Annotated in this window: 11 protein-coding genes; 7 read left to right on the forward strand and 4 right to left on the reverse strand. The window is 62.3% G+C overall.

Annotated elements, in window-relative coordinates; all coding sequences use genetic code 11:
• Positions 1 to 5: 5 nt before the first annotated feature.
• Complete coding sequence (locus Q9R47_RS02195; RefSeq protein WP_311231569.1) at positions 6 to 713, reverse strand: phosphoribosyltransferase family protein; 708 nt, start codon at positions 711 to 713, stop codon at positions 6 to 8.
• Between the two features lie 185 nt (positions 714 to 898).
• On the opposite strand from Q9R47_RS02195, the gene Q9R47_RS02200 reads away from it, so the two are divergent.
• The 7 genes from Q9R47_RS02200 (at position 899) to Q9R47_RS02230 (ending at position 12,997) form a co-directional block, all read left to right on the forward strand.
• Entirely contained in the window at positions 899 to 1,837 is a 939-nt protein-coding gene (locus Q9R47_RS02200; RefSeq protein ID WP_311231570.1) for a LysR family transcriptional regulator, read from the forward strand.
• Positions 1,838 to 1,892: 55 nt separating this feature from the next.
• Positions 1,893 to 3,317: an FAD-linked oxidase C-terminal domain-containing protein gene (locus Q9R47_RS02205; RefSeq protein ID WP_311231571.1), complete on the forward strand. Its 1,425-nt coding sequence runs from the start codon at positions 1,893 to 1,895 to the stop codon at positions 3,315 to 3,317.
• A gap of 98 nt (positions 3,318 to 3,415) precedes the next feature.
• Positions 3,416 to 4,336 (forward strand): DUF4007 family protein, encoded by a 921-nt coding sequence (locus Q9R47_RS02210; protein WP_311231572.1) that lies wholly within the window; start codon positions 3,416 to 3,418, stop codon positions 4,334 to 4,336.
• Complete coding sequence (locus Q9R47_RS02215) at positions 4,329 to 7,664, forward strand: ATP-binding protein (protein ID WP_311231573.1); 3,336 nt, start codon at positions 4,329 to 4,331, stop codon at positions 7,662 to 7,664. The genes Q9R47_RS02210 and Q9R47_RS02215 overlap by 8 nt, the downstream gene beginning before the upstream one ends.
• On the forward strand, positions 7,657 to 8,499 hold the full coding sequence (locus tag Q9R47_RS02220; RefSeq protein WP_311231574.1) for a phosphoadenosine phosphosulfate reductase family protein: 843 nt from the start codon (positions 7,657 to 7,659) through the stop codon (positions 8,497 to 8,499). Before Q9R47_RS02215 ends, Q9R47_RS02220 begins: the two co-directional genes overlap by 8 nt.
• A 38-nt stretch (positions 8,500 to 8,537) precedes the next feature.
• Entirely contained in the window at positions 8,538 to 10,895 is a 2,358-nt protein-coding gene (locus tag Q9R47_RS02225; RefSeq protein WP_311231575.1) for an ATP-binding protein, read from the forward strand.
• The gene (locus Q9R47_RS02230; RefSeq protein WP_311231576.1) at positions 10,892 to 12,997 is read left to right on the forward strand and encodes a hypothetical protein; all 2,106 of its coding nucleotides are present in this window, start codon (positions 10,892 to 10,894) and stop codon (positions 12,995 to 12,997) included. The genes Q9R47_RS02225 and Q9R47_RS02230 overlap by 4 nt, the downstream gene beginning before the upstream one ends.
• An 83-nt stretch (positions 12,998 to 13,080) precedes the next feature.
• Here Q9R47_RS02230 and Q9R47_RS02235 read toward each other — a convergent pair whose 3' ends face one another.
• From Q9R47_RS02235 to Q9R47_RS02245, 3 genes are read right to left on the reverse strand one after another with little or no spacing between them, the layout of a single operon-like run.
• Complete coding sequence (locus Q9R47_RS02235) at positions 13,081 to 18,474, reverse strand: FtsK/SpoIIIE domain-containing protein (protein WP_311231577.1); 5,394 nt, start codon at positions 18,472 to 18,474, stop codon at positions 13,081 to 13,083.
• Positions 18,468 to 20,027 (reverse strand): hypothetical protein, encoded by a 1,560-nt coding sequence (locus Q9R47_RS02240; RefSeq protein ID WP_311231578.1) that lies wholly within the window; start codon positions 20,025 to 20,027, stop codon positions 18,468 to 18,470. Before Q9R47_RS02240 ends, Q9R47_RS02235 begins: the two co-directional genes overlap by 7 nt.
• Positions 20,024 to 21,931, reverse strand: coding sequence for a hypothetical protein (locus tag Q9R47_RS02245; protein ID WP_311231579.1), 1,908 nt, complete (start codon positions 21,929 to 21,931; stop codon positions 20,024 to 20,026). Before Q9R47_RS02245 ends, Q9R47_RS02240 begins: the two co-directional genes overlap by 4 nt.
• Between the last annotated feature and the right edge of the window lie 119 nt (positions 21,932 to 22,050).

Here is a 22,050-nt window from a genome sequence, read left to right on the forward strand (position 1 = left end):
CGCGCTCATGCCGCGCCCCCCACCGGGCTCGCACCCGTGCCGCCATGGGCCAGCGACCACTGCGTGGGCGAGGCGGTGAACTCCGCCAACGTCTGCGCCTGCGCGGCGTTGAGGCGCCCCGCTTCCAGCAGGGCCACGTGCAGCTGCGCCCACGAGGCCAGCGCATGCAATTGCAATTGCTGCTGCGCCAGGCGCTGCGGCGTGTCCGGGTAGATCGCGTAATCGAACAGCACCAGGGCATCGCCCACGTCCACGCCCACCTGCCGCAGCGCCTGCGCGGCGGCCATCTTGGAGCGGCCGTCGGTGGTCACGTCGTCCACCAGCAGCACGCGCGCGGGCAGCCCGTCGCCCCGGTGCGGCAGGCGGCCCTGCAATTGCGCCTGCACGCCCCAGCCGATGGGCCGCTTGCGCAGGTACAGCATGGGCAGGCCGAGCCGGTCGGCCAGCCACGCCGCGAAGGCGATGCCGGAACTCTCCGAACCCACCACCGCGCCGATGCCTTGCCTCGCCACCAGCGGCGTCACCGCGCGCGCCGCGGCCTCCATCAGCTCCGTGCGCCAGGCCACGTCGCAGAGCAGGGCATGCGCATCCACATAGACCGGGCTGGCCCAGCCGGAGGTGTAGAAGAACGGCGTATCGCCCGCGATGCGCACGGCATCGGTGGCGACCAGGGCGCGCGCCACGCGCGCCGCATCGGCGGGAGAGAAAATCATTGCGAGCCTGACAAGAGCCAAGCGATGCATCCTAGGCAGCGCACCGGTTCCGGAGAAGTGCAAAAATCTCCGCCAGCCGTTCCCAAACGCGATGGCTCGTGCCGCGCCCTTGGCGCCGCATGCCGCGAACCCCGCCCCGTCGCGCCCTGCCCTCTTCCCGCCGTCTTCCTGCCGACCCCGCTCCCATGGCCCGCCTGCTCTCCCCCCGCAACTTCCTGCGCCAGCTCGACCTGGGCTCGCTGGACCTCTTCATGCTCGTGTGCGAGACCGGCAGCATCGCGCGCGCCGCCGAGCGCGGCCAGATGGCCGCCTCCGCCGTGAGCAAGCGCATCGCCGAACTGGAAGCGCTGGCGCAGGCCCCGCTGCTCGCGCGCCATGCCCGCGGCGCGCGGCCCACGCCCGCGGGCCGGCAACTGCTGCAGCATGCGCACGCCATCCTGCTCGCGGTGGAGCACCTGCATGCGGACCTCGGCGAATTCGCGCAGGGCGTGCGCGGCCACGTCACCGTGTGCGCCAGCGCCTCGGTGGTGGAGCAGTTCCTGCCGGCGGAGATCGCGGGCTTCATGCAGCGCCATCCCGACATCCGCATCGACCTGCGCCAGGCCGCCAGCCGCGCCGTGGCGCAGGCCGTGCGCGAGGGCACCGCCGACATCGGCATCTGCGGCGCGAGCGACGAAGTGCTGGGCCTGGAGGCCCGCCCCTACCGCCGCGAGCGCCTCGTGCTGGTGGTGCCGCGCGGCCATGCGCTCGCGCGCCTGCGCACGGTGGCCTACGAACGCGCGCTCGCCTATCCGCAGATCGGCCTGCGCGACAGCAGCACCGTGCAGCAGGCGCTCGCGCAGGAGGCGCGTGCCACGCGGCGCGTACTCGGCCGCCGCATGGAGGTGGACAGCCTGAGCGCGATGTGCCGCATGGTCGAGAGCGGCCTGGGCCTCGGCGTGATGCCCGAGGGCGCCTTCCGCGCGCTCGGCGAGGCCACCACGCTGCGTGCCGTCGCGCTCACCGATGCCTGGGCCGACCGCGAACTCAACCTCTACGCACGCCGCTTCGCCGACCTGCCCGCCGCGGCCCAGCGTTTCGCGGACCATGTCACGCCGCAGGTCGAGCCCGGGGCACCAGCGTGAACGCGCGCGGCTTCCTACAATGCCTTTACCACCCGCACCGCACGGAGACACCGCCATGAACGCCCCCACCGCCACCGCCCACCTGCTGCCCGAGATCCGCCTGCGCCCCGTGCCGCAGGCATTCATGGACGCGCTCGCCGCGCGCTTCGGCGCCCAGTGCTCCCTCGCGCAGGCCGTGCGCGAGCAGCATGGGCGCGACGAAGGATCGATGCAGGCCCCGCCGCCCTCGGCCGTGGTCTTCGCCGAAAGCACGCAGGACGTCGCCGATGCGGTGCGCCTCGCCGCGCAGCACGACGTGCCCGTGATTCCGTATGGCGCGGGCTCGTCGCTCGAAGGCCACCTGCTCGCCATCCAGGGCGGCATCAGCATCGACGTCTCGCGCATGAACCGCCTGCTGAGCGTGGACGCCGACGACCTCACCGTGACCGTGCAGCCCGGCATCACCCGCAAGCAGCTCAACGAGGCGATCAAGGACACGGGCCTGTTCTTCCCGATCGACCCAGGCGCGGACGCCAGCATCGGCGGCATGGCCGCCACGCGCGCCAGCGGCACCAACGCCGTGCGCTACGGCACCATGCGCGAGAACGTGCTCGCGCTCGAAGTGGTGACGGCATCGGGCGAGGCCATCCGCACCGGCACCCGCGCCAAGAAAAGCGCCGCCGGCTACGACCTGACGCGCCTGCTGGTGGGCAGCGAAGGCACGCTCGGCGTCATCACCGAAGTCACGCTGCGCCTCTACCCTCTGCCCGAAGCCGTGAGCGCCGCCATCTGCTCCTTCCCGAGCATCGAGGCCGCCGTGCGCACCGTCATCCAGACCATCCAGCTCGGCGTGCCGATCGCGCGCGTGGAGCTGATCGACGCGCACACCGTGCGCATGGTGAACGCCCACAGCAAGCTCGGCCTGCGCGAGGAACCGATGCTGCTCATGGAATTCCACGGCTCGCCCGCCGGCGTGCAGGAACAGGCCGAAACCGTCCAATCCATCGCGCAGGACTGGAACGGCAACGCCTTCGAGTGGGCCACCACGCCCGAAGAACGTACGCGCCTCTGGACCGCGCGGCACAACGCGTATTTCGCGGCCGTGCAGAGCCGCCCCGGCTGCCGCGCGATCAGCACCGACACCTGCGTGCCCATCAGCCGCCTGGCCGACTGCCTGCTCGATTCCGTGACCGAGGCCGACGCCAGCGGCATCCCGTATTTCCTCGTCGGCCACGTGGGCGACGGCAACTTCCACTTCGGCTACCTGATCGACCCGAACAGCGACGACGAGCGCATGGTGGCCGAACGGCTGAACCACCAGCTCGTCGCCCGGGCGCTCGCCATGGGCGGCACCTGCACCGGCGAGCACGGCGTGGGCATCCACAAGATGGGGTTCCTGCTGGACGAGACCGGGCCGGGGGCCGTGGGGATGATGCGGGCGATCAAGCAGGCGCTGGATCCGAAGAATATTTTGAATCCGGGGAAGATCTTTGCGATGTAATCAAGATTCTGGAATACTGTTGTTTTTGACAGTATTCGCAGAAGGGAGCGAACTGGTGAGGATCACCAGTTCGGTTACTGGGCACTAGAATGTGCCCCATGAAGACCACATCGAAACTCAGCGGAGGGATGCCCGCCCACTTCTCCGGGCACGAGACGTTTCCCCTGCGTCAAATGTGGCTCAAGAAGGCCTTCGACCAAGCAATCGAAGGTGGCCTGATCCGCAAGTCCACTTTCACCGACGAGAACGCCATAGCCTCTTTCGGCGTTGGCAAGAACATGGTCGTGTCGATTCGGCATTGGGCCTTGGCATGCGGCGTTATGCGCGAGGCCGACAATGGTTTCCGCGTCGGTAGCCTCGCCTCTGAGATCCTGCAGGACGGCGGCCTCGATCCTTACGCAGAAAATCCATCGACCGCGTGGTTAGCCCATTGGCAGCTCGCGGGCCGATGTTTCCGCTCGACGACGTGGCATTGGCTGTTCAATCATGTGACGGCGCCTACCTTCACCCGCCAGGAGCTCGAAGAGCCTTTGGCCCGATATGCCCGCGAGCTTGATCCAAAGCATCGTCTCTCAGCCTCGACGATCTCCCGCGACTTGGAGACCTGCCTTCGCAGCTACGCGCCGCGCGTGGCCGGCGGCTCGCCCGAGGACTTCGCCGAGCCGCTGCTTGGTGAGTTGGGGCTCCTGCAAGAAGTCCACAAGGGGCAATACGCCTTCCGCCGCGGCCCCAAGGCCTCTCTTCACGATGGTGTCTTCGCATATGCCCTTGTCGACTTTTGGGACCGCAATGCCGAAGGCCAAAGCTCGCTGGCTTTCGAGACAGTCGCATACGCCGAAGGATCTCCGGGACGAGTCTTCAAGCTCGACGAAGAGTCGATCGCGCAGCGACTAATCACACTATCCGACTTCACAGGACGCAGGCTCGAATGGACCGATTCCGCGGGCCTGCGCCAAGTCCACCGCAAGCACATGACCCGGGACGACATCAAAAACATGATCAGGCGCGCCTATGACTGAAAAGAAGCAAGAGGCGCTCTCTGACATCGTCCAGATTTCGCGCCAATACCAGCGCTCCATCCGCGTCGACGCGGACATCGGCCGAGCAGACGCCCTCTCCGGCTATATCTGCCATGCGACCGCGGCCTCCGTGGTCGAGGGCATGTGCAGGCAAATCGCGGATACGAATCAACGCTGCTTCACCTGGACGGGCCCGTTTGGCGGTGGAAAGAGTTCGCTGGCGGTGGCGCTGGCGAGCGCGCTGCACCCCGACAGGGCTCTGCGGGAGAAGGCTCGCCAAGCCCTGCATCTGGACTCCAAGCCATACTTCGACAAGGCTTTCCCCGTTCAGAAGGGGTGGTTGATCGTCCCGGCTGTGGGCCGGCGCGGCAGCGTCGTGGCCGAGCTCCATGCAGCCCTGCGCAAGGCGCAGGGCAAGACGGTCGACGGACGCAGCAAGCCCACCTCGCAATCGCTCATCGCCGAGCTGCTTGAAGAAGCCAAGAGCCGCCCGCGCGATGGAGCGCTGGTGTTCATCGACGAAATGGGCAAGTTCTTGGAGGCTTCCGCCCTCGGATCCGGAGACGATGTCTATTTCTTTCAAGAGCTCGCCGAGGCCGCGGCCCGATCCGAAGGCCGCCTGGTGGTCGTCGGTGTGCTGCATCAGTCCTTCGCGCAGTATTCGGCTCGCCTGGGCATCGACACCCGCGACGATTGGGCCAAGGTCCAAGGCCGCTATGTCGACTTGCCCTTCGTGGCCGCGAGCGACGAGGTCGTGGAGCTCATCGGCCGCGCGATCGAAGCCAAGGTCACGCCGCCGTGGATGCGCGACGCGTCCAAGTCGATCGCCGAGGCCATCCGCTCGCGCCGCCCCGCGGTGGGGCAGAACTTCGCCTCAGCGTTGGAGGCCTGCTGGCCGCTGCACCCGGCCATGGCCGCCCTGCTGGGCCCGATCTCCAAACGGCAATTCGGACAAAACGAGCGCAGCACCTTCGGCTTCTTGTCGTCGGTGGAGCCGCATGGCTTCCGCTCGTATCTGAACTTGACGCTGCGCGAGAACGCGAGCTGGTATCGCCCGAGCGACTATTGGGACTACCTGCGCTCGAACCTCGAGCCCGCGATCTTGGCCTCTCCCGATGGGCACCGCTGGTCGCAGGCGGTGGAAGCAGTGGAGCGCGCCGAAGCGAAGACCGGCGACGCCCTGCTCGTCTCGCTGATCAAGAACATCGCGGTCATCGACATGTTCCGCAACGGCTCGGGACTTGCGGCCGACGCCGCGGTGATCGGCGCCCTCTTCTACGACCAGACTCGCGAGCAGCTCGACGAGGCCCTCAAAAGGCTCTCCGATCTCAAAGTCGCCCTCTACAAGAGCTACACCGGCGCATGGTCGGTCTTTGAAGGTAGCGACTTCGACATCGACTCCGCCATCGCGCAAACCTTGGCCGCATCGCCTGGCATCGACTACGGTCGCTTGGCCCAACTCATGGGCATGCATCCGGTGGTGGCCAAGCGCCATTACCACGAGACCGGCTCCATGCGCTGGATGGAGCTCTCGCTGTGCAGCATCGAGCAGGCCGAGAAGATGGCGGCGGACTACCGCCCCAAGAAGGGCGAATTCGGCGCCTTCATCCTCGCGCTGCCCAGCAAGGGCATGAAGCCCAGAGACGCGAGGAAGCGCGCGCAGGGCTGCGCGAAGCTTCGCCCATGGCCCGTAATGATCGGCATCCCCGAGAACCACGCCCGCATCGAGGAGCTCTCCGCCGAGCTGGTGGCCCTCGAGCAGGTCAAGGATCGCCACGAGCTCTCGGGCGACGCCGTGGCCCGCCGCGAGGTCTACGCGCGCTTGGCGGCCACCCGCGCGGATCTGGAGGACCAACTGCAAGCGGCCGTGTCGCTGGCGAAGTGGCATGACGGAAGCGAGCAGATCGTCGAGCCTGGCTCGAAGCTTTCTCCGGTGGCCTCGAGCCTGGCCGAAGGCATGTTCTCCGACTCGCCCCCGGTGTGGAGCGAGCTGGTCAACCGCGACAGCGTATCGAGCAACAGCGTCAAGGCTCGCCGCGCCCTGCTGCACGCGATGATTAACGCTGAAGGCCAAGAGGCTTTGGGCTTCGAGGGCTTCCCGGCTGAGCGCGGCCTCTACGAGACGCTGCTCAAAAGCACGGGGCTGCACCGCCAAGACGCATCGGGAGCCTGGCGCTGCATGCCGCCGGACGATCAGTTCGCCGAAGGCTTCAAAAATCTGTGGGACGCCACGCGCGCCCTCTTCTCAGATGCCGACGCTCGCGTGGGCGCTCACGAGATCTATGAGCTTTGGAGCGCGCCGCCCTTTGGCATGAAGCTGGGCATCCAGCCGGTGATCATCACGGCCTTCTTACTGGCTCACAAGGCCAACGTCGCTGTCTACAAGGACGGGATGTTCGTGCCTCGGCTCACCGACTTCGACATCGACGAGTGCTTGCAGGATCCCGATCGCTTCTCGCTGCGTTGGGTGGCCATCGACGAGGACAAGAACCGCATCCTTGACGGCATTTCGAAGCTCTTGGCTGAGATCGGCGAGAAGGCCGGCGCGGCCGACCCGCTCGAAGCCGCCCGCGGCTTGGTGGCCATGGTCTTCAACCTGCCCGAATGGGCTCGCCGCACCTCGCGCCTGGGCAAGACCGCCCGGGAAATGCGCGACATGCTCTTGAAGGCCAGCGATCCGCACAAGGTGCTGTTCGTCGACCTCGCATCGCTGCTCGAGGCCGCCGACGGCAAGGCTTACGTCAAGGCGCTTCGCGCGCCTCTGCAGGAGCTCGCCGACGCTTACGGCAAGATGCTCTCGGAAGTCGAAGCCAAGATGCTCGCCGCGCTCGACGCCAGCCGCGATGACCTGCAATCCCTGCGCGATCGGGCGAACTCTGTCTCCGGCATTTCGGGCGATTACCAGATCGATGGCTTCGCGACGCGCCTGGCCAGCTACGACGGCTCGCGCGCGGCCCTGGAAGGCATCCTGAGCATGGCGGCCGAGAAGCCTCCACGCGACTGGGTAGACCGGCACATCGACGCCGCAGTCCTGGAGCTGGCGAAGTTCGCCCGGCGCTTCCGCGAGTCCGAGGCCTTCGCGGGCGTGCAAGGCCGTGCGGCGCGCAGCGAAGCGATTGCGGTGGTCATCGGCGCGGGCTCAGACACCAAGACGATCTCGCGCTCGTTCGCGATCCCCGATCGCCATCGCAAGACGGTGGAGGCCAAGGCCGACGAGCTCGCCTCGATGCTGGAAGGCCAGGGCCTGGGGACTGATGTATTGCTGGCAATCTTGGCCAAGGCCGGGATGAAGCTTGCATCGATCGATAAGGAGACAGCCAATGGTTGAACGCCACGTTTTGGGGATCTCGGGGGGCAAGGACTCTGCTGCGCTGGCCGTCTATATGGCCACGAAGCATCCCGAGCTCGACATCGAATACTTCTACACCGACACCGGCGAAGAGCTGCCTGAGGTCTACGAATTCCTGGCCAAGCTCGAGGGCAAGCTGCACAAGCCGATCCTGCGGCTAAACCCCAATCGCGACTTCAAGTTCTGGCTGCGCCAATACAACCACTTCCTGCCCAACCCAAACTCGCGCTGGTGCACGCGAAAGTTGAAACTTGCGCCGTTTGAAGAATGGGTCCGGCCTATGCTCGCGGCCGGCGACAAAGTCACGTCCTATGTGGCCATCCGCGCCGATGAGGATTACCGTGAGGGCTACGCGGCCAAGGCCGAGAACCTCTTCGTGAAGCTGCCCTTCCGCGAGGCCGGCGTCGACAAGGCCGGCGTCATCGACATCTTGGAGAACTCCGGAGTCGGCTATCCCAAGTATTACGAGTGGCGCTCGCGCAGCGGATGCACCTTCTGCTTCTTCCAGCAGAAGATCGAGTGGGTGCGCCTGCGTGAGAAACACCCTGACGCCTACGAGGCGGCGAAGGCCTTGGAGAAGGACGCACTGGAGCACGGCTCACCCTTCACTTGGTCCAAGGGCGAGTCACTCTCGGACATGGAGCAGCCTGCACGCATCGCTGAGATCCAAGCCGAATACGGCATCCGTCGAGCCCGCATGCTCAAGGCTATCCCCATCAACCCGCTGCGGCCTGTGAAGGCCTGCCCGGACGACATCGACGACATCTATGGGGTGGACGAAGGCAACGGCTCCTGCGCTGTCTGTCATAAGTAGGCGTGCAAGCTTCACTCTCAATGGAGGGATAACAGCAAGTGTTCAGAATCACCGCACGTACCGTCCTAGAGCTTGGCTCCGAACTCATTAGCTCGGACATCATTGCATTTTATGAGCTGATCAAGAACGGTTTCGACGCAGGCACGAAGTCGGGCGTCGAGATTCATTTCAACATCGTTCTACGTCGAAACCACTATCTTTCGGCGCGCGATCGCGCCTTGAAGTCGGGAGGGTTTGGTCACGCCCTCATTGAGGAGACGTTAGATCGACTCAATCCGGAGGCTGCGACTCACCTCCTTGAGTCGGCTCGCAGCAAGCTCAGCTCGGTAAGGAATCGCGATCAATTCCTTACCGCGATAGATGATGTATATGGGATGAGCGACATCACTGTTTCGGACACCGGAACTGGTATGTCCTTGAGCGGCCTGACGGACAACTTTCTTGTGATCGGAACGGCGTCGCGCAAGCGGGAAGTTGATAGCGCCCTTAGGCGAGGCGACGCGAAGTCCCCCTACTTGGGTGAGAAGGGTATCGGCCGGCTTTCGGCCATGCGGCTGGGAGACAAGCTACAGGTCGAGACGGCGACTGTTGCAGATGACGTGCTCAATGTGCTGTCTATCGATTGGGCTGACTTTTCATCGATCGACGCAATGCTTAGCGACATTGATATCAGGCCGAGCATTGGTGGCGCCAAGCCCAACCCTACCTGGTCGGGCACGCGCATTCGGGTCGGGGCGCTTGCAGAGGACTGGACCAAAGCTCGGGTGAAGAGGATGGCAGAGTACGACTTTGCACGCCTCACGGATCCATTTAACGATCCGAAACGGCGGCCACGGGTCGCACTCTTCTGGAACGGGGAGAGATTGGACATACCGTGGATGGAGCGGGCGCTCTTAAATGCATCGCACGCTTCCATCAAGGGGGTATATGAGATCGAAAATGGCGCTCCCGTTTTGCGGCTCGATCTAGTTGCTAGTAATCTCGGCTTCGAACATCCAAAAGAAGCGGAAAGCTCGATTGTTCGATCGATTGACCTACAGGCGCTGCTGATCGGCAATGAGCGGGAATTACCTGCCAGCTCCATGACCACCATTGGGCCGTTCAAGTTCGAGATGTACTGGTTCAATAGACGCTTATTGAGCCGAATCGAAGGCATAGGAGACCTGAAGGCCGTTCGAAACCTGCAGGAACGCTGGTCGGGGATCTTGCTCTTCCGCGATGGTTTTCGCGTATTCCCCTACGGTGACGATGATGACGATTGGCTAGGTCTCGATAGGAAGGCACTGCGGCGTTCTGGATATACCCTGAACAAAACCCAGTTCATCGGCCGAGTCGAGATTTCACGCGGCGCCAACCCGCATCTCGTCGACCAAACTAATCGTGAAGGACTGCGAGAGACCTCTGAACAGCAAGTGCTGATCGAGATCCTTCAGTACGCGATTCAGGATCAACTGTTCCGCTTCATGAAGCATGTAGAGGGACAGTACAAGGGTCAGAGGCTTGATCTGGCAGAAGCAAAATTAGAAGTTGAGGACCTCAACAAACGAGCGCGTACTGCCATTACGCAGCTGCGGAAGCTGGCACCGCATGCGAAGGCTGAGGTTGAGACCCTTCAACAGGCATTGTTGGAGTTCTCTGAATTCGCGGACAAGGCTCGGCAGCGTATTGAAGAGGTTGAGAGACAGAGCAAGCAAATGATCGAGATGGCTGGCGTTGGTCTGATGGTTGAAATCGTCGCCCATGAGTTGGCCCGCGCATCTGAGAATGCTTTGCAAAACATCGAAGCCCTCAGATCCAAAGCGACACCCTCCGACGTTCAGGACAAGCTCGCCTCACTTCGCGACCAGATGCTTAGCCTAAGCAAGCGCATTCGCGTCCTCGATCCACTGAGCGTATCCGGCAGGCAAACGAGCGAGACCTTTGATCTCCATCAATTGATTCGCGAGACACTCACCGCCCACGAAGCGCAGTTTGCTAGGCATCGCATTTCCGTCTCGCTCCCGACAGAAACCAGGCCTGTGAAGATTCGGGCCGTGAAGGGGATGATCATTCAGATCCTGGAGAACCTGATATCCAATTCTAAATACTGGATGGACATGAAATCATCCCGGGAGCCTAGCTATAAGCCCAAGATCACCATCGAAGTGTTAGATCATCCGCCCACGATTTTTTATGCTGACAACGGGCCAGGGATTGCTCCTGAAAATAGAGAGCGAATTTTTCGGTCATTCTTCTCCCTAAAGGAAAAGCCTAAGCGCCGAGGATTGGGCCTATTCATCGGGCGAGAGTGCGCGGAATATCTTGGGGGCTCGCTAACCCTAGACGAAGCCCCCTTGAAAGAGACAGGAAGGCTCAACCGGTTCATTCTTGAGTTGCCTGGGAGCGCGGTGAAATGAAGGAACTGAAGGAACTGCTTGAAGCCACGGGCGTGAAACGTGCCCTTGTAGTGGATGATGCATTCGATACCGTCCCGTTGGCCTCCGACATGGCAGTCGATTCAGAGGCGTGGACTAGATTCTTTTCGGATATCTCCGAAAGCGACCACGGCGTTCTCCAAGAGGCTTACCCAGCTTACAGCGACACTTCCGCTGACGAACTGAAGGAACGTGACAATTTCGTCAAAGCGATCTGGGCAGCTCGCCCCCGCCTCAGCAAAGAGCCGGTCGATGCCCTCTTCGCACGCTTTGACAGTGATCGGCAAATGGATCTGTCGTTCGCGTCAGCACTACTGACGACACTCAAGGATTTCGGTCTCGATTGCGAAGGTAGTGGGCGCAATTTCAAGGAAAAGGCAGCTGACGTTCAACTCATTTTTGTCGACCTATTCCTAAACACGGCCCAGCGCGACGAGGATATGGAATTATCCATCGAGGGTGTACGCCAAGTTATTGAGCAGCGACGACATGAGCATCCACTCGTAGTGCTAATGTCCCGCAGTAGCAGGCTTCCCGAGCGACGCGTTCAGTTTCAGGAAAGGACAAAGCTCTTCGAAACAAATTTCAGAATCATCCAGAAATCTGAGCTGGTGAAGTCTGACGTTGTCGCCCGCCTGCTGATACGACTCGGGACTCATTTCGAGGATTCGAAAAAACTATTGACATTTGTCAACGCCTGGGAGGATGGCCTCAACCGGGCGAAGGACAACATGATGATGCTGATCCGGAAAATAGGATTGGCCGAGATCGCTCGAATTCATCAGCTGTTGTTATCCACGGAAGGTGAGCCGCCAGGAAGCTACCTTGTGGACATCTTTGACAAGGTTCTGCAACATGAGATCGAGGGGCTCGATCCGATCATTGATGCGGCAAAAGTCATGAACACCCTAGCAATGGAAGGGTACCCCCCACCTTTCGTGCCTGGCGAGAAGGATCTGCAGGACTTTGTCCAGAGATGCTTGTTTCAGAATCCTGCTCGGCTGTCTTTGTCAGCGTCTCTCGGCTCGAAGATGGCATTTGGGGATGTGCTTCGGCGAAAGAGAAATGATCGCGTGGCGGCAGAGCAAGGCAACGAGGCAAAGCCCGCACAACACGATCCTCTCAGTGACCTAAGCCATGAGATGGTTGCTGCCGTTTTGACACCTGCCTGCGATCTGCAGCGAAAGGGTGCGAAGCGCGTCCTGTTATTGGTGGGAGCACTCAAGCCGCTAACCGCCGCGGACTGGTCTTACAAGGACGACGGGGCAAAGACCCCTGTCATTCAGATGAGCGACGGCTCCCGCTTTTGGATCAAATGGGACCTGAAGCACATCGAAGCGCTTGCTCACAATCAGCTCGAGGCGTTGCTGTCGGAGGCGGGGACCTTTGAGATTGCAGCAAGACTAAGAGAGTCCCATGCTTTAGAGCTTCAGCAAAAGTTGCTATCGAACCTCGGACGGATTGGACTCGTTGCTCCAATGCCGGCGACGTTCAACATGCGGATCGAAGCCTTCGTTCCAGATACCGATGGTGTTTTGACACAAGCCGAAATCTCTACATTGGACGACGGTGGCGTGTGCTTTATCGGCCGTGACCCCGACGGCAAGAAACCCGAAGAGCGCTTAATCCTGACGGAGAACGCTTGTGAAGCCGTCTGGACGTATGTGTGCAGCATTGACCCAGCCAAGATTCACGAAAGAACTCGTCCTCTCGTCAACGAGGTGAGGTTCACCGCAGATGTGCTCCAGGCGCTTGAACAAGGCTTGAGTCTTCCAACAACTGCGGACTCCTTCAAAGAGATAAAGGCGCCATCCGGAAAAGTTATCGGACTCGTTAAGCGCTCGAAAATCCAAGCCGGTATTGACAAGCTCGAACGGCAACAGCTTCCCAAAGCGGCAGTTGTATTGTCAATCTACACGCCAAAGGAACTCAACGCGCAGGATCCGAAGGAGCAGCCAAACGAGATCTTTGGGGCTATGGCAACGGATATCGTCGTCGCAGCAGAGGAATTCGGCAGCGCGGGCCCCGATCCTGTGACCTCGGAGAATGCCGCTGAGGTCAAGCCTGCCGGACCTGTCCTTTAACAACCCAGTCCGAATAGTCGGCCCAGCAGATTTGGGCCAGCTTTCGTGATCGGAGGCGCAAACCCATCATCGCTTGAGTCAAGCTACAGGTTATCGGATCGAATGGCAACCACTGCGGCTTCGATATCCTGATCCGACAAGAACGGGGCTTGCGCAAATACCAAGCCCTGCTCGCCGTTAAGCTTGGCGGCCAAGTGTCCCCGGCCTAGCAGCAGCTCGGCTCCCGGTCGATCCAGCGCGATCTTGGATGTCGCTTCACTCGACACCTTCAAGATCAGGCGGTTGCCCAGGTTCTCGCGCAGTTGCATGGGCATCACGTCCTTGTCGGGACGCTGCGCTGCAAAGATCAGGTGAATGCCGGCGGCCCGGGCCTTCACGCCCAGACGCTGCACTGCCGCTCCCACTGCCGACTTGTAGGCGTCGTCGAGCATCCAATCGGCAAATTCGTCGTGGACCAGGAAGACCATCGGCAGCCGCTCTTCGGGCGAGACCTTGGCGTTGTAGGTTGGAAGATCGCGCGCGCGGGCCTTGGCGAACGCCCGATAGCGGTTCTCCATCTCCTCGACCAAGGCCTCCAACACTTCGCCAGCCTTCTCCTTCGTGGTGACGATCTCCTCACGCATGTGGGGCAAGTCCGCCAATGGAGCGTAGTCCACGCCCATCTTCGGATCGATCAAGATGAGCTGAGCCAAGTCCTTGGAGTTGGTCGCAGCGATGTCCAGGATCAAAGCCTGTATCAACACTGACTTGCCGCTGCCCGTCGAGCCGGCCACCAGCGAATGCGGCTCGTGCGAGGACAGCCCGCCGAACTCCGAGCCGAGATTTAGATACAGCAGCGCGCCGTTGATCTCTTGGAGGCCCAAGAGGAAGGAGGTGTTGATGCCGGCGACATTGCGGTTGAGCTCTCGGCGAGACCATAGCTCCCAAAGCGACACGGCCTGCCGCTTTGTGCCCGCGATCGTCACCACGATCTCTCCCGGCTTGGGCTGGACCGTCACCAGGTTGATCGCATGCGTCGTAAGAAGCTGCATGCGCTTGTTCTCGATGTCTTCGACGCGCAGCTTGTCGGAGCCGGCCAGTCGAACCAGGCAGCCATTGGGCGTCAGTCGCGTGCCGAGGATGGCAGCCTGCAGCCCATAGCTATTCAGGGCGACTTTGAGCTTCTTGCTCACGTCCTGAGCCCACTCCTCCCGCTCGGCATCGGACTGAGCTCCGCCAGCGAACTTGGTGGCTACCAGCTCGGCGAGGCCAGCGCCAGTGTTCGCGCCCACGAATGCTGGCGTGATCGGGGCCGGCGCCGGGGCTTCGGTTGGTTGGACCGGGGCTGGAGCTGGCGCCGCAGGCTCTTGCGTCGGAGCGCTGACGGCGGCGGACGACTCCGCGTTCACCGGCGTTGCCAGGGGCGCCTCACCTGCGCCATCTGCGAGTTGACCCATCGCAGAAAGCCAGGCGACCCGTTTCGCGGGCTTCTTGAAGCTGTGGCCAGACCAGGGCTCGAGCGGGCCAAGGCCAGCTCGCGCGGCCAGGCTGCCGGCGCTCCTCGCATAGGCCTCGACAAGCTTTCGCAGATCTTCCCGGTCAAAGACCTCTTGCCAGGCCTTCACGCCGCTCTCATCGAGCAGAAGCTCTTGCTCAGAGGCCGAGCCAGAACCTGCGTCCGAGGTGTGGATGTATACCTGCGAGTAGCCGCGAAGCGAAATTTCCACGTCTCCCTCGCGAAGCTTCGAGCGGGCGCGTTCCATCAGGCCGGTCATACCTGGCGGAATCTCGGCATCGATGAGCATGTCGGCCAGGCGAGCCAACCAAACGTCTCGGTCAAGCCGACCCGGGTCGCCGAAAAGCGCTTCGCGGAATTTGTCCAGCGTCTGAAGCAGTTGGTCCTTCGAGCTGCGACGCGCCATCGCCAGGCCATCGGCGCCGACGTATTTCGACTCGACGATCGAGATGACGACGCGGATTCCCTCTTCCTTTTCCTCGACATTGATCGCCAGGATGTCGGCGATGCGGCTCTCCGGTTGCGAAAGCCAGCTTGCGTAGTCGTCCAGCAGGAAATAGGCCGTCAACGCTTGGCCGCCGCCGGCCTGCGCTTTGAACTCCTCCGCCAACAGGTGGCGGCTGAGGACTAGACCGATCATTTCGCCCGCGGACACGCCACGCTTGGCCGCGCGCAGCACGATGTCTCCGGACACCGAGAGCGCATCGCGTTTGGCTTTTTCCGCCGTTTCAGCAAGCTCCTCGGCGGTGAGCGGGAGCTTCAACTCGTCGAGTCGGCGGCGCACCAAAACTCCCAGCAGCCGCAGCTCGGAAGTCGAGCTCACAATCATGTTGCGGCCATTGGTGGATCCGCGGCGGTAGCGGACGACGGTGATCTTGTTGTGCTGGAGCTGTCGCTTGTCGAGAAGTTCGTCGTAGGTGGCGACCCATTCAGCCAGCTCGTGCGCGTCCTTGATCAAGGCGGCCAGATGCTGGCTTTGCAGCGAGATGCGCCGAGCCGGCAGAAATCGCTTCTCTTGCTCGATATCCTTGGCCATGCAGACGGAGGCCACTGACGTGACGTATGCCCACCCTGAGGCTGTCTGCCATGGGCAAGTGAGGAACGTGGTCGATTTGAGCTCGTCCTCGCCGGAGACGCTTCGATAGGACCAACGCGATGGCGCGTGATCGAGACTGGGACGATCGTTGGTCCAAGCAACCTCCAACCACTCCTCTCGAGCCGAGCGAGCGACCACGTCATGCAGGAAAGCTACGTCGAAGGCTTTGAAGCCCTGCGCGCTCTCGCTGGGAGTCGAAGAGATCGGACTCACCGCGATACGCAGCTTCGAGATGAAGTTGTCGCTGATCTCGCTGACCACCGGAAGGTCGGGATCGTCCCCGGCCTTGTTGACCAGTTCGCCGTAGACGCTCCGAAGCTTCGCCTGATCGGCATGGCGCACTGACACGCTGCATTGGAACTTTCCATCCTCCTGGATGGAGGAGAGCTCGCGCACCGTGGCCAGCGGCAGCTCGGCCGCGTCAGCGTTGTAGAGCACCACGCTGAGGTTCGAGGCCTCATGGGGCTGCAAGCCCACATAACGCTCCAACAGCTCGCGTGCCTGCTTGGCCGCGGCGGCCGGATCCACGTCCGACATGGCGTCTTCTTCGCCTCGGATCGGAGACTCAAAAAGGCTGTAGCCGTTGACCGTGCTGCTCTCGCTGACTAACTTGGGCGAGCTGCCCGCATTCAACACAGCGATCTCCGGATAGAACGGATGCGCGATCTCATCGCCGAGCTCGCGCATGAAGATCTCGCGGTCCCCGTAGAGAATGCTGTTGCTGGAGAGCAGGTGCGTGGCGAAGGCGGCCACGCGACGCGACTTCACCGCCAGTGCCTTCATGCGCTCCGGGTGCCACGGCGGAATGATCAGCGACGGGTTGTCGCCCGCCACGCGGGCCGTTCCCACGGAGAGCACCTCGGAGACCAGTTTCGAGCGACAGATGTCGCCGCGGGCATGCATCAACAGTGTGTTGAGGAGCGCACCGAACGACTCAGCTTGGCGTGTGACTGCCTCTCCATGCAGTCCAAAGCCGATGAAGTCCTCCATCGCCTTGATGTAGTCCGCCTCGAACAGATCCCAAGCGGCTCGCACCTCGTCGCGCTGGGCTTTGTTGAGCCGACCGTCGTCCTCGAGCTGTTTGATCCGCTTCTTGATCTCTTGCCGCAGGCTCCCAAACTTGTTCGTCGCAGGAACGAGCGAGCCAGCGTCGGTGGAATAGGTGGCCTCCAGCGAGTTGGTGTCGAGAAGCGATACGTTTTGAACGCCGCCCTTCTTGCTCACGAGCCGGCGATGGACTTCCGTGCAGCCGACCGCGCCCTTCTCCAACAGGCGGCGCATGTCCGCGACCATCGACAGTCCGATCGCCCCGGGCTTGTAGATCCAGACAAGTTGTGTCTTGTTGATTCTGGTCTCGGCGCCGCCAACGACCTTGATCAGCTCCACATCGAACTTGATCTGCAGCGCCACGCGCCCGAGCCCGGTGAAAGGCTTGAACTTCTTGTTGCGGCTCTCGGCGATCTCACGTTCTTTGGCGATGAACTTGTCGAAGTCGAACAACGGATCAGGGAGATCGGCGGTGGTCATCTTCGTGACCCTCCAGTCCGCCTTCGATCCCATCAGCCCCCGCAGACCGCGATACATGGCCGAGAAGTAGCTTCCGGCGTCTTGGTTGAAGCGCTCACGCCACTCGGTCCGCCCCTTGTTGACGGTGAATCGCAGAATCCGCTCGCCGTTGGCGTCGTCCAAACCTGCATGAAGGTTGTTAACTACCCGCGCAAAGCCGTCGAAGAAGTCCACGCACTCGATCGGCTTGCCGAACAGAGCCTTTTCCCAGCGCGCCATCAGCTTGGAGTCGCGCTCAAGGAACCGGCGGTGAGAGGCGAAGAATTCCTCGTCCTCCGGCGTGAATTCGCCTCGGCGCTCCCGCGTCTTCAAATCTTCGAGATGCTTGCGCCCGTCCTGCGACAGCGAATCCTCTTCTTCGCAATCGTGCTCGAAGAATCGAAGCGTTGTTTCAGCCAAGCCCTGGAGCTTTTCCTTCGGCTTGTCGAAGGCGAGATAGACCCCATCGACCTCCCACTCGAATTGAGCCAGCGCCGCGGCGGTGGTTTGGTCTCCCGCCGAGGCCGCAGCGAAGGCCAGCAAGGCCTTGCGCGCGCCCTCATCGATATCGGTGACGTTCGCGTCGATCCGCTCTTGGATTTCATCCGGATCCAGGGGCTGCCCGTTCTGACGCAGCTTCTTGAGCAGAGGAGCGCGCTGGTCGAAGAGCTTCGCAAACGCCTTCTGCCAGGGGCCCCGCGCTGTGGCGAACGTCCTGGCGTTGGTGAAATAGCCGCTGTCCTTGGGCAGTCCGACCTTGGGCAGCGAATAGCCCACTGCGTCCCGGATCGGCAAGCCGCCGGTGGAGATGGCTTCGACGATCTCTGAACAAAACTCGCCGAGCTGCACCAGAGAGAGCTCAGTGGCATTGAGCAACCCGCCAATTGCGGCTTGGAAGACCGCGCGATCGTCGGCCACCGGAGAGAGGCCGCCGGTGAAGAGGGCGGCGTCCACCCAGGGCTGCGGCTCGGCGCGCATCTCCTTGGCGCCGACCGGCGTGACGTGCGCGAGCGTGTCGGCGAGGTTGTGCTCGCTCCCGCTGGCTGTGAGGATCGCCTCCTTCTCCGTGACGGCGTTATTGCGCACGTAGCCGGCGTTCTCGGCGATTAGGATCTCTGGCGGCAGGCCCTGGCCGACCACCAGCGTCTCGGGGATCATCAGATCCATCCGGGCGAACAGATCGGTCTTGGCCATGACCGCGCGCGCCACGGCGGCGACCTGGCTGGACGAGAGCCGGTCGAGGCGGAACAGCGCTACGGTGTCATCCGCTTCGGAAGGTTTGGCGAGGCGCTTGGCGAGGATGTCCGCGCCGACGCGCCCGATGATGCGATCGGTCAGCATTCAGCCTCCACCTCAGACGCGAACGGGTTTTCAACAAAGGAACATGAGTCAGAGAGCCTGCGAACCAGGCCCAAGCCAACAAGGCGGGCTTCGAGGTTGTCACGGTTCTCAGTGAGCTCTGATTCGTCGATGGACTTGGTGTCTATCAACCGGGCGCCTTCGACTTCGCCGATCACCAGCCCATAACGGATCTTGGCTGCGGCCAGGAACTCATCGAATTGCATGCGCTCGCCCACGAGAGCGATGACGACGGATTTGAGCAGCCGATCGTTGGGCGCGTAGCGGTAGCGACGCGAGAGCCTCCGAGAGCTGAGGCCAATCGCTCGCGACCATGAAGCATGGATCTTCCCGACGTGCTGGGAATGGCGCGGCAGCGCAACCTTGACAAGCATGTCGATCAAATCGTCTGGCTTGCGGCTCGCAAGACCCTCTTCATCTTTGTCATCGGCCGGCGGCCATTGGAAAGCCTCGCGCAACAGCTTTACCCGCTCAGCATCCGGGAATTCAGCCGAGTCCGCATCGATCCAGGACTTCTCTCGTCGGATGGACTCAATGTGGGCGCGGATCGCCTTCTCGGGACAGCCCTGGTTCTGCAAATAGCTGTCGCTCGACAGCGCCCGCACCTTTCGACCATCCTTGGAAACGATCTCGCAGACAAACTCGACGGGCACGTCGTCTCCCGCGACGCGCTTGGCTCGCTCCAGGAAGTAGAGAAGCATATGCAAGCCCGTGATCGCAATCAGATGCTCCAAGGCGTCGTAGACCGGCATGTCCCTCGACAAAATCGCGAGCCAGTCTTCGCAGATCAGATCGAAGCGCTGATTGGAGACCTCGGGCAGATAGCCAGAAGTGCGCGGGTCTTCGGGAAGCTGCGGATCTCCTTGCAGAGCGCGAGTCAGCCGATTCATCGGCGCCGAGCGATCAAAGAGGCGCTTGGCCAGGATGTCGCCGAGCTCGGCGCCCTTCTTGGCGCGGGTCAGCATCAAATAGAGCAGCTCGCCGGAGCGCGCGAAGAAGCGCCGGTCATTGCTCATGCCGCCCTTCGCATCGATCTTCAGATCCTCGAAGAGCGCATCCGGGCCGAAAGGAAACACGAACTTGGAGCTCCAGCGCTTGTTGCTGCGGTCCTCGAATGCGGATGAGCGCAGCAGTTCGATCGCCTTCGCGAAGTCGTCGAAGCTGGCGAAGGATTGGCGGAGGTATGCCACATCGTCTTTCGAGTCGCTGTTGCCCGTCTTGCCCTGGTCGAACTTGTCGAACCATTGCCGCCACTTCTCCTCGTCGGGGAGCCGGCTGTCCGCGATCGACTCGACATAGGGGTTGTTGAAGAGAAGCCCTCGCAAGCGCATCTGCCGCTGCGGCTTGAATCGCACCGCGCCGTCGAGCCCTTCATGGGGACGCAGAGGCTTGTCCAGATTCGATCCCAGGACGCCCAGGAATTCGAGCACGGTCAAATGGGGCAACTGCTCGTCGTAGAGGCGGTGGCCCCAGATGTTTTCGTCGACGCAAAACTCGACGCCCTTGATGTAGGGACGCTTGAAGATTTCACTCATGCAGGGGCCCTCACCGTCACGGGGCGAACCAAGCCGCGCCCGCCGGGTTCGATGTCGATGAAGTCAAGGGTCATGGCCGAGTCCTGGCCCCCCACCTCGTCGTCATCCGCGACGCCGTTGCGGCGGACGTTCTCAGCCTTGCGCAGGAGCTTGGCCTTGAAGGCCAACAAATCCTCCAAGCACTCGTTGGAGAAGCTGGCGGGAAGAGCTCCCTCCGCGACGCGGGCGAGGAACTCATGGCGAATCGGCGTGAGGTCGAACTCCACGCGGTTGGCCGCGCCCGCGGCGAGCTGAACCTCCAGATAGGGGCGACCTGTCAACTCATAGAGCTTGATCGCCATGCCGAGGCCTTGCTGGCGCCGAGCGGTGGTCTCGTGGTCGCAAAGCACGCTCACCCGGCTTTGAGTAAAGCCGCCGGAGCTGGCGATGAAGATGCGATCGGCGTTCTCGAGCAGAAGGCCCGTCAGCACGCGGTTGAGACCCTTGGCGATCCGCGCTCGTACCGCCTCGCTGACTTGCGTCTTCTTCTCCTTCAACGTGTCGATGATGCCGAGGTAGTCGCCCGCGAAGCGGTAGACCGTCATCGACCAGCGCGCGTAGCTAGGATCGTCGCTGGGCAGCGTGAAGTAGAGCCTGCGGCGTTGGTCTGCCAGCATCTCCATGAACTCCGCCGCCCCGCCATCAACCCGGGCACCCTCGTGGCCTTCGAGGTAGTTGTGTTGGGCTTTAAGGTAGTTCGCCGTGGCCCCGTAGACTGGGTCACTAGCCACCAGCCGAGCGAAATCGGACTGGAGCCGGGCGTCATCCTTGCCGTAGACCAGCAAGCCATCGGCAGCGTTCGAGGTCTCTTCTCCGACCCCGAAGGACGCCATGGCCTTGAAGACAGGACCATCGAACACCCGTCGCTTGGGAAGGTTCGCGCCGAAAGCGTTGGCGTAGATGCTAGCCTTGTCGATGTGGCCCGCCTCTTGGATCTGAGCCACGTCGGCGCAGGTCATGAGATTCTCCTTCGCCTCCTTGGCATCGGAGTATCCGAGGACCATGTTCGCGCAAAGCGCGAGCAGATCCCGCACTGGAAGATGCAGGCCATTCAGGCACGCGATCTCCACCAAGTCGCCGAGGCGACCAGCGAGTTGCCCGCCATCGCCTTCACCGAGCAGTCGGCGGCGGTTCTCATCGATCGGGCAGACCTTGTCGCCGGCCTTCAGGGAACAGCGGGAGCAGTTATTCCACTGAGGATGCCCCGCTACAGCCTTGGCCACCTCTTCGAGGGTCTTTCGGGTGGTGGTGCGGCTGAGGTCGAACACCGCCAGGCGATCAGGCGCCGGACCGGCTTGCACGAAGCACTCTTGCAGCGGCGTGCGCAGCGGATGCCTGCCGCCCTGGCGCTTGCCAAGGATGCGCAGGCGATCCAAGACCTGGCCATGGTTCGCGGCGAGGATGACGACCTCGGAGTCATCGCCGCCGAGGACGGACTTTTCGAGGCGCTGCATGGACAAGTCACTCGACTCGCCCTCGAATTCGGAGAGGTCCTTGACGAACACCGCCAGGCGACCATCCGCTAGAGGAAGCTCCTTGACGTTGCCCTTGGCCGCCCAGGCCTTGGCATCTCCGCCAAGGCGAGTCCACAAGGCCCGGCAATGGTAGGTCTTGCCGTCTCCCGCGGTGCCGGCGATCAGCATCGATCCAGGAACCCTTGACTCGATGTGCGCGACCATCGCTTCGAGCATTGGTGTGGCGAGCTTGATCGGCTCGACCTTGGCCCGGCTGACTGCGGCAGCCACATACTCGTCGAAGAGGATCAGATTTTGCGGGGTGGGACCGTAGCTGCGAAGCAGTCGAACCCAAGCATAGGCCGGCGGAACCCCACCATCCCCTTGTCCTTGCGCACTGGCATTTGTCATTTCTCACTCCCTTTGAGTGTCATTTTCCACGACGCGCGCAGTCCTCGCCGGATCGGGACATACCCGGGGCCATGATCGCGCTCTCCACCCTATACAAGGTCGTGGTATTTCGCAGCCAC

It is taken from the genome of Acidovorax sp. PRC11 (assembly GCF_031844105.1).
In the GTDB taxonomy this organism is placed as follows: domain Bacteria; phylum Pseudomonadota; class Gammaproteobacteria; order Burkholderiales; family Burkholderiaceae_C; genus Paracidovorax.

Coding starts and splice junctions, on each gene's coding strand:
- Q9R47_RS02220 (WP_311231574.1), top strand. CDS start 7,657: ATGGTTGAACGCCACGTTTTGGGGATCTCGGGGGGCAAGGACTCTGCT.
- Q9R47_RS02195 (WP_311231569.1), bottom strand. CDS start 713: ATGATTTTCTCTCCCGCCGATGCGGCGCGCGTGGCGCGCGCCCTGGTC.
- Q9R47_RS02210 (WP_311231572.1), top strand. CDS start 3,416: ATGAAGACCACATCGAAACTCAGCGGAGGGATGCCCGCCCACTTCTCC.
- Q9R47_RS02205 (WP_311231571.1), top strand. CDS start 1,893: ATGAACGCCCCCACCGCCACCGCCCACCTGCTGCCCGAGATCCGCCTG.
- Q9R47_RS02240 (WP_311231578.1), bottom strand. CDS start 20,027: ATGAGTGAAATCTTCAAGCGTCCCTACATCAAGGGCGTCGAGTTTTGC.
- Q9R47_RS02200 (WP_311231570.1), top strand. CDS start 899: ATGGCCCGCCTGCTCTCCCCCCGCAACTTCCTGCGCCAGCTCGACCTG.
- Q9R47_RS02230 (WP_311231576.1), top strand. CDS start 10,892: ATGAAGGAACTGAAGGAACTGCTTGAAGCCACGGGCGTGAAACGTGCC.
- Q9R47_RS02245 (WP_311231579.1), bottom strand. CDS start 21,931: ATGACAAATGCCAGTGCGCAAGGACAAGGGGATGGTGGGGTTCCGCCG.
- Q9R47_RS02215 (WP_311231573.1), top strand. CDS start 4,329: ATGACTGAAAAGAAGCAAGAGGCGCTCTCTGACATCGTCCAGATTTCG.
- Q9R47_RS02235 (WP_311231577.1), bottom strand. CDS start 18,474: ATGCTGACCGATCGCATCATCGGGCGCGTCGGCGCGGACATCCTCGCC.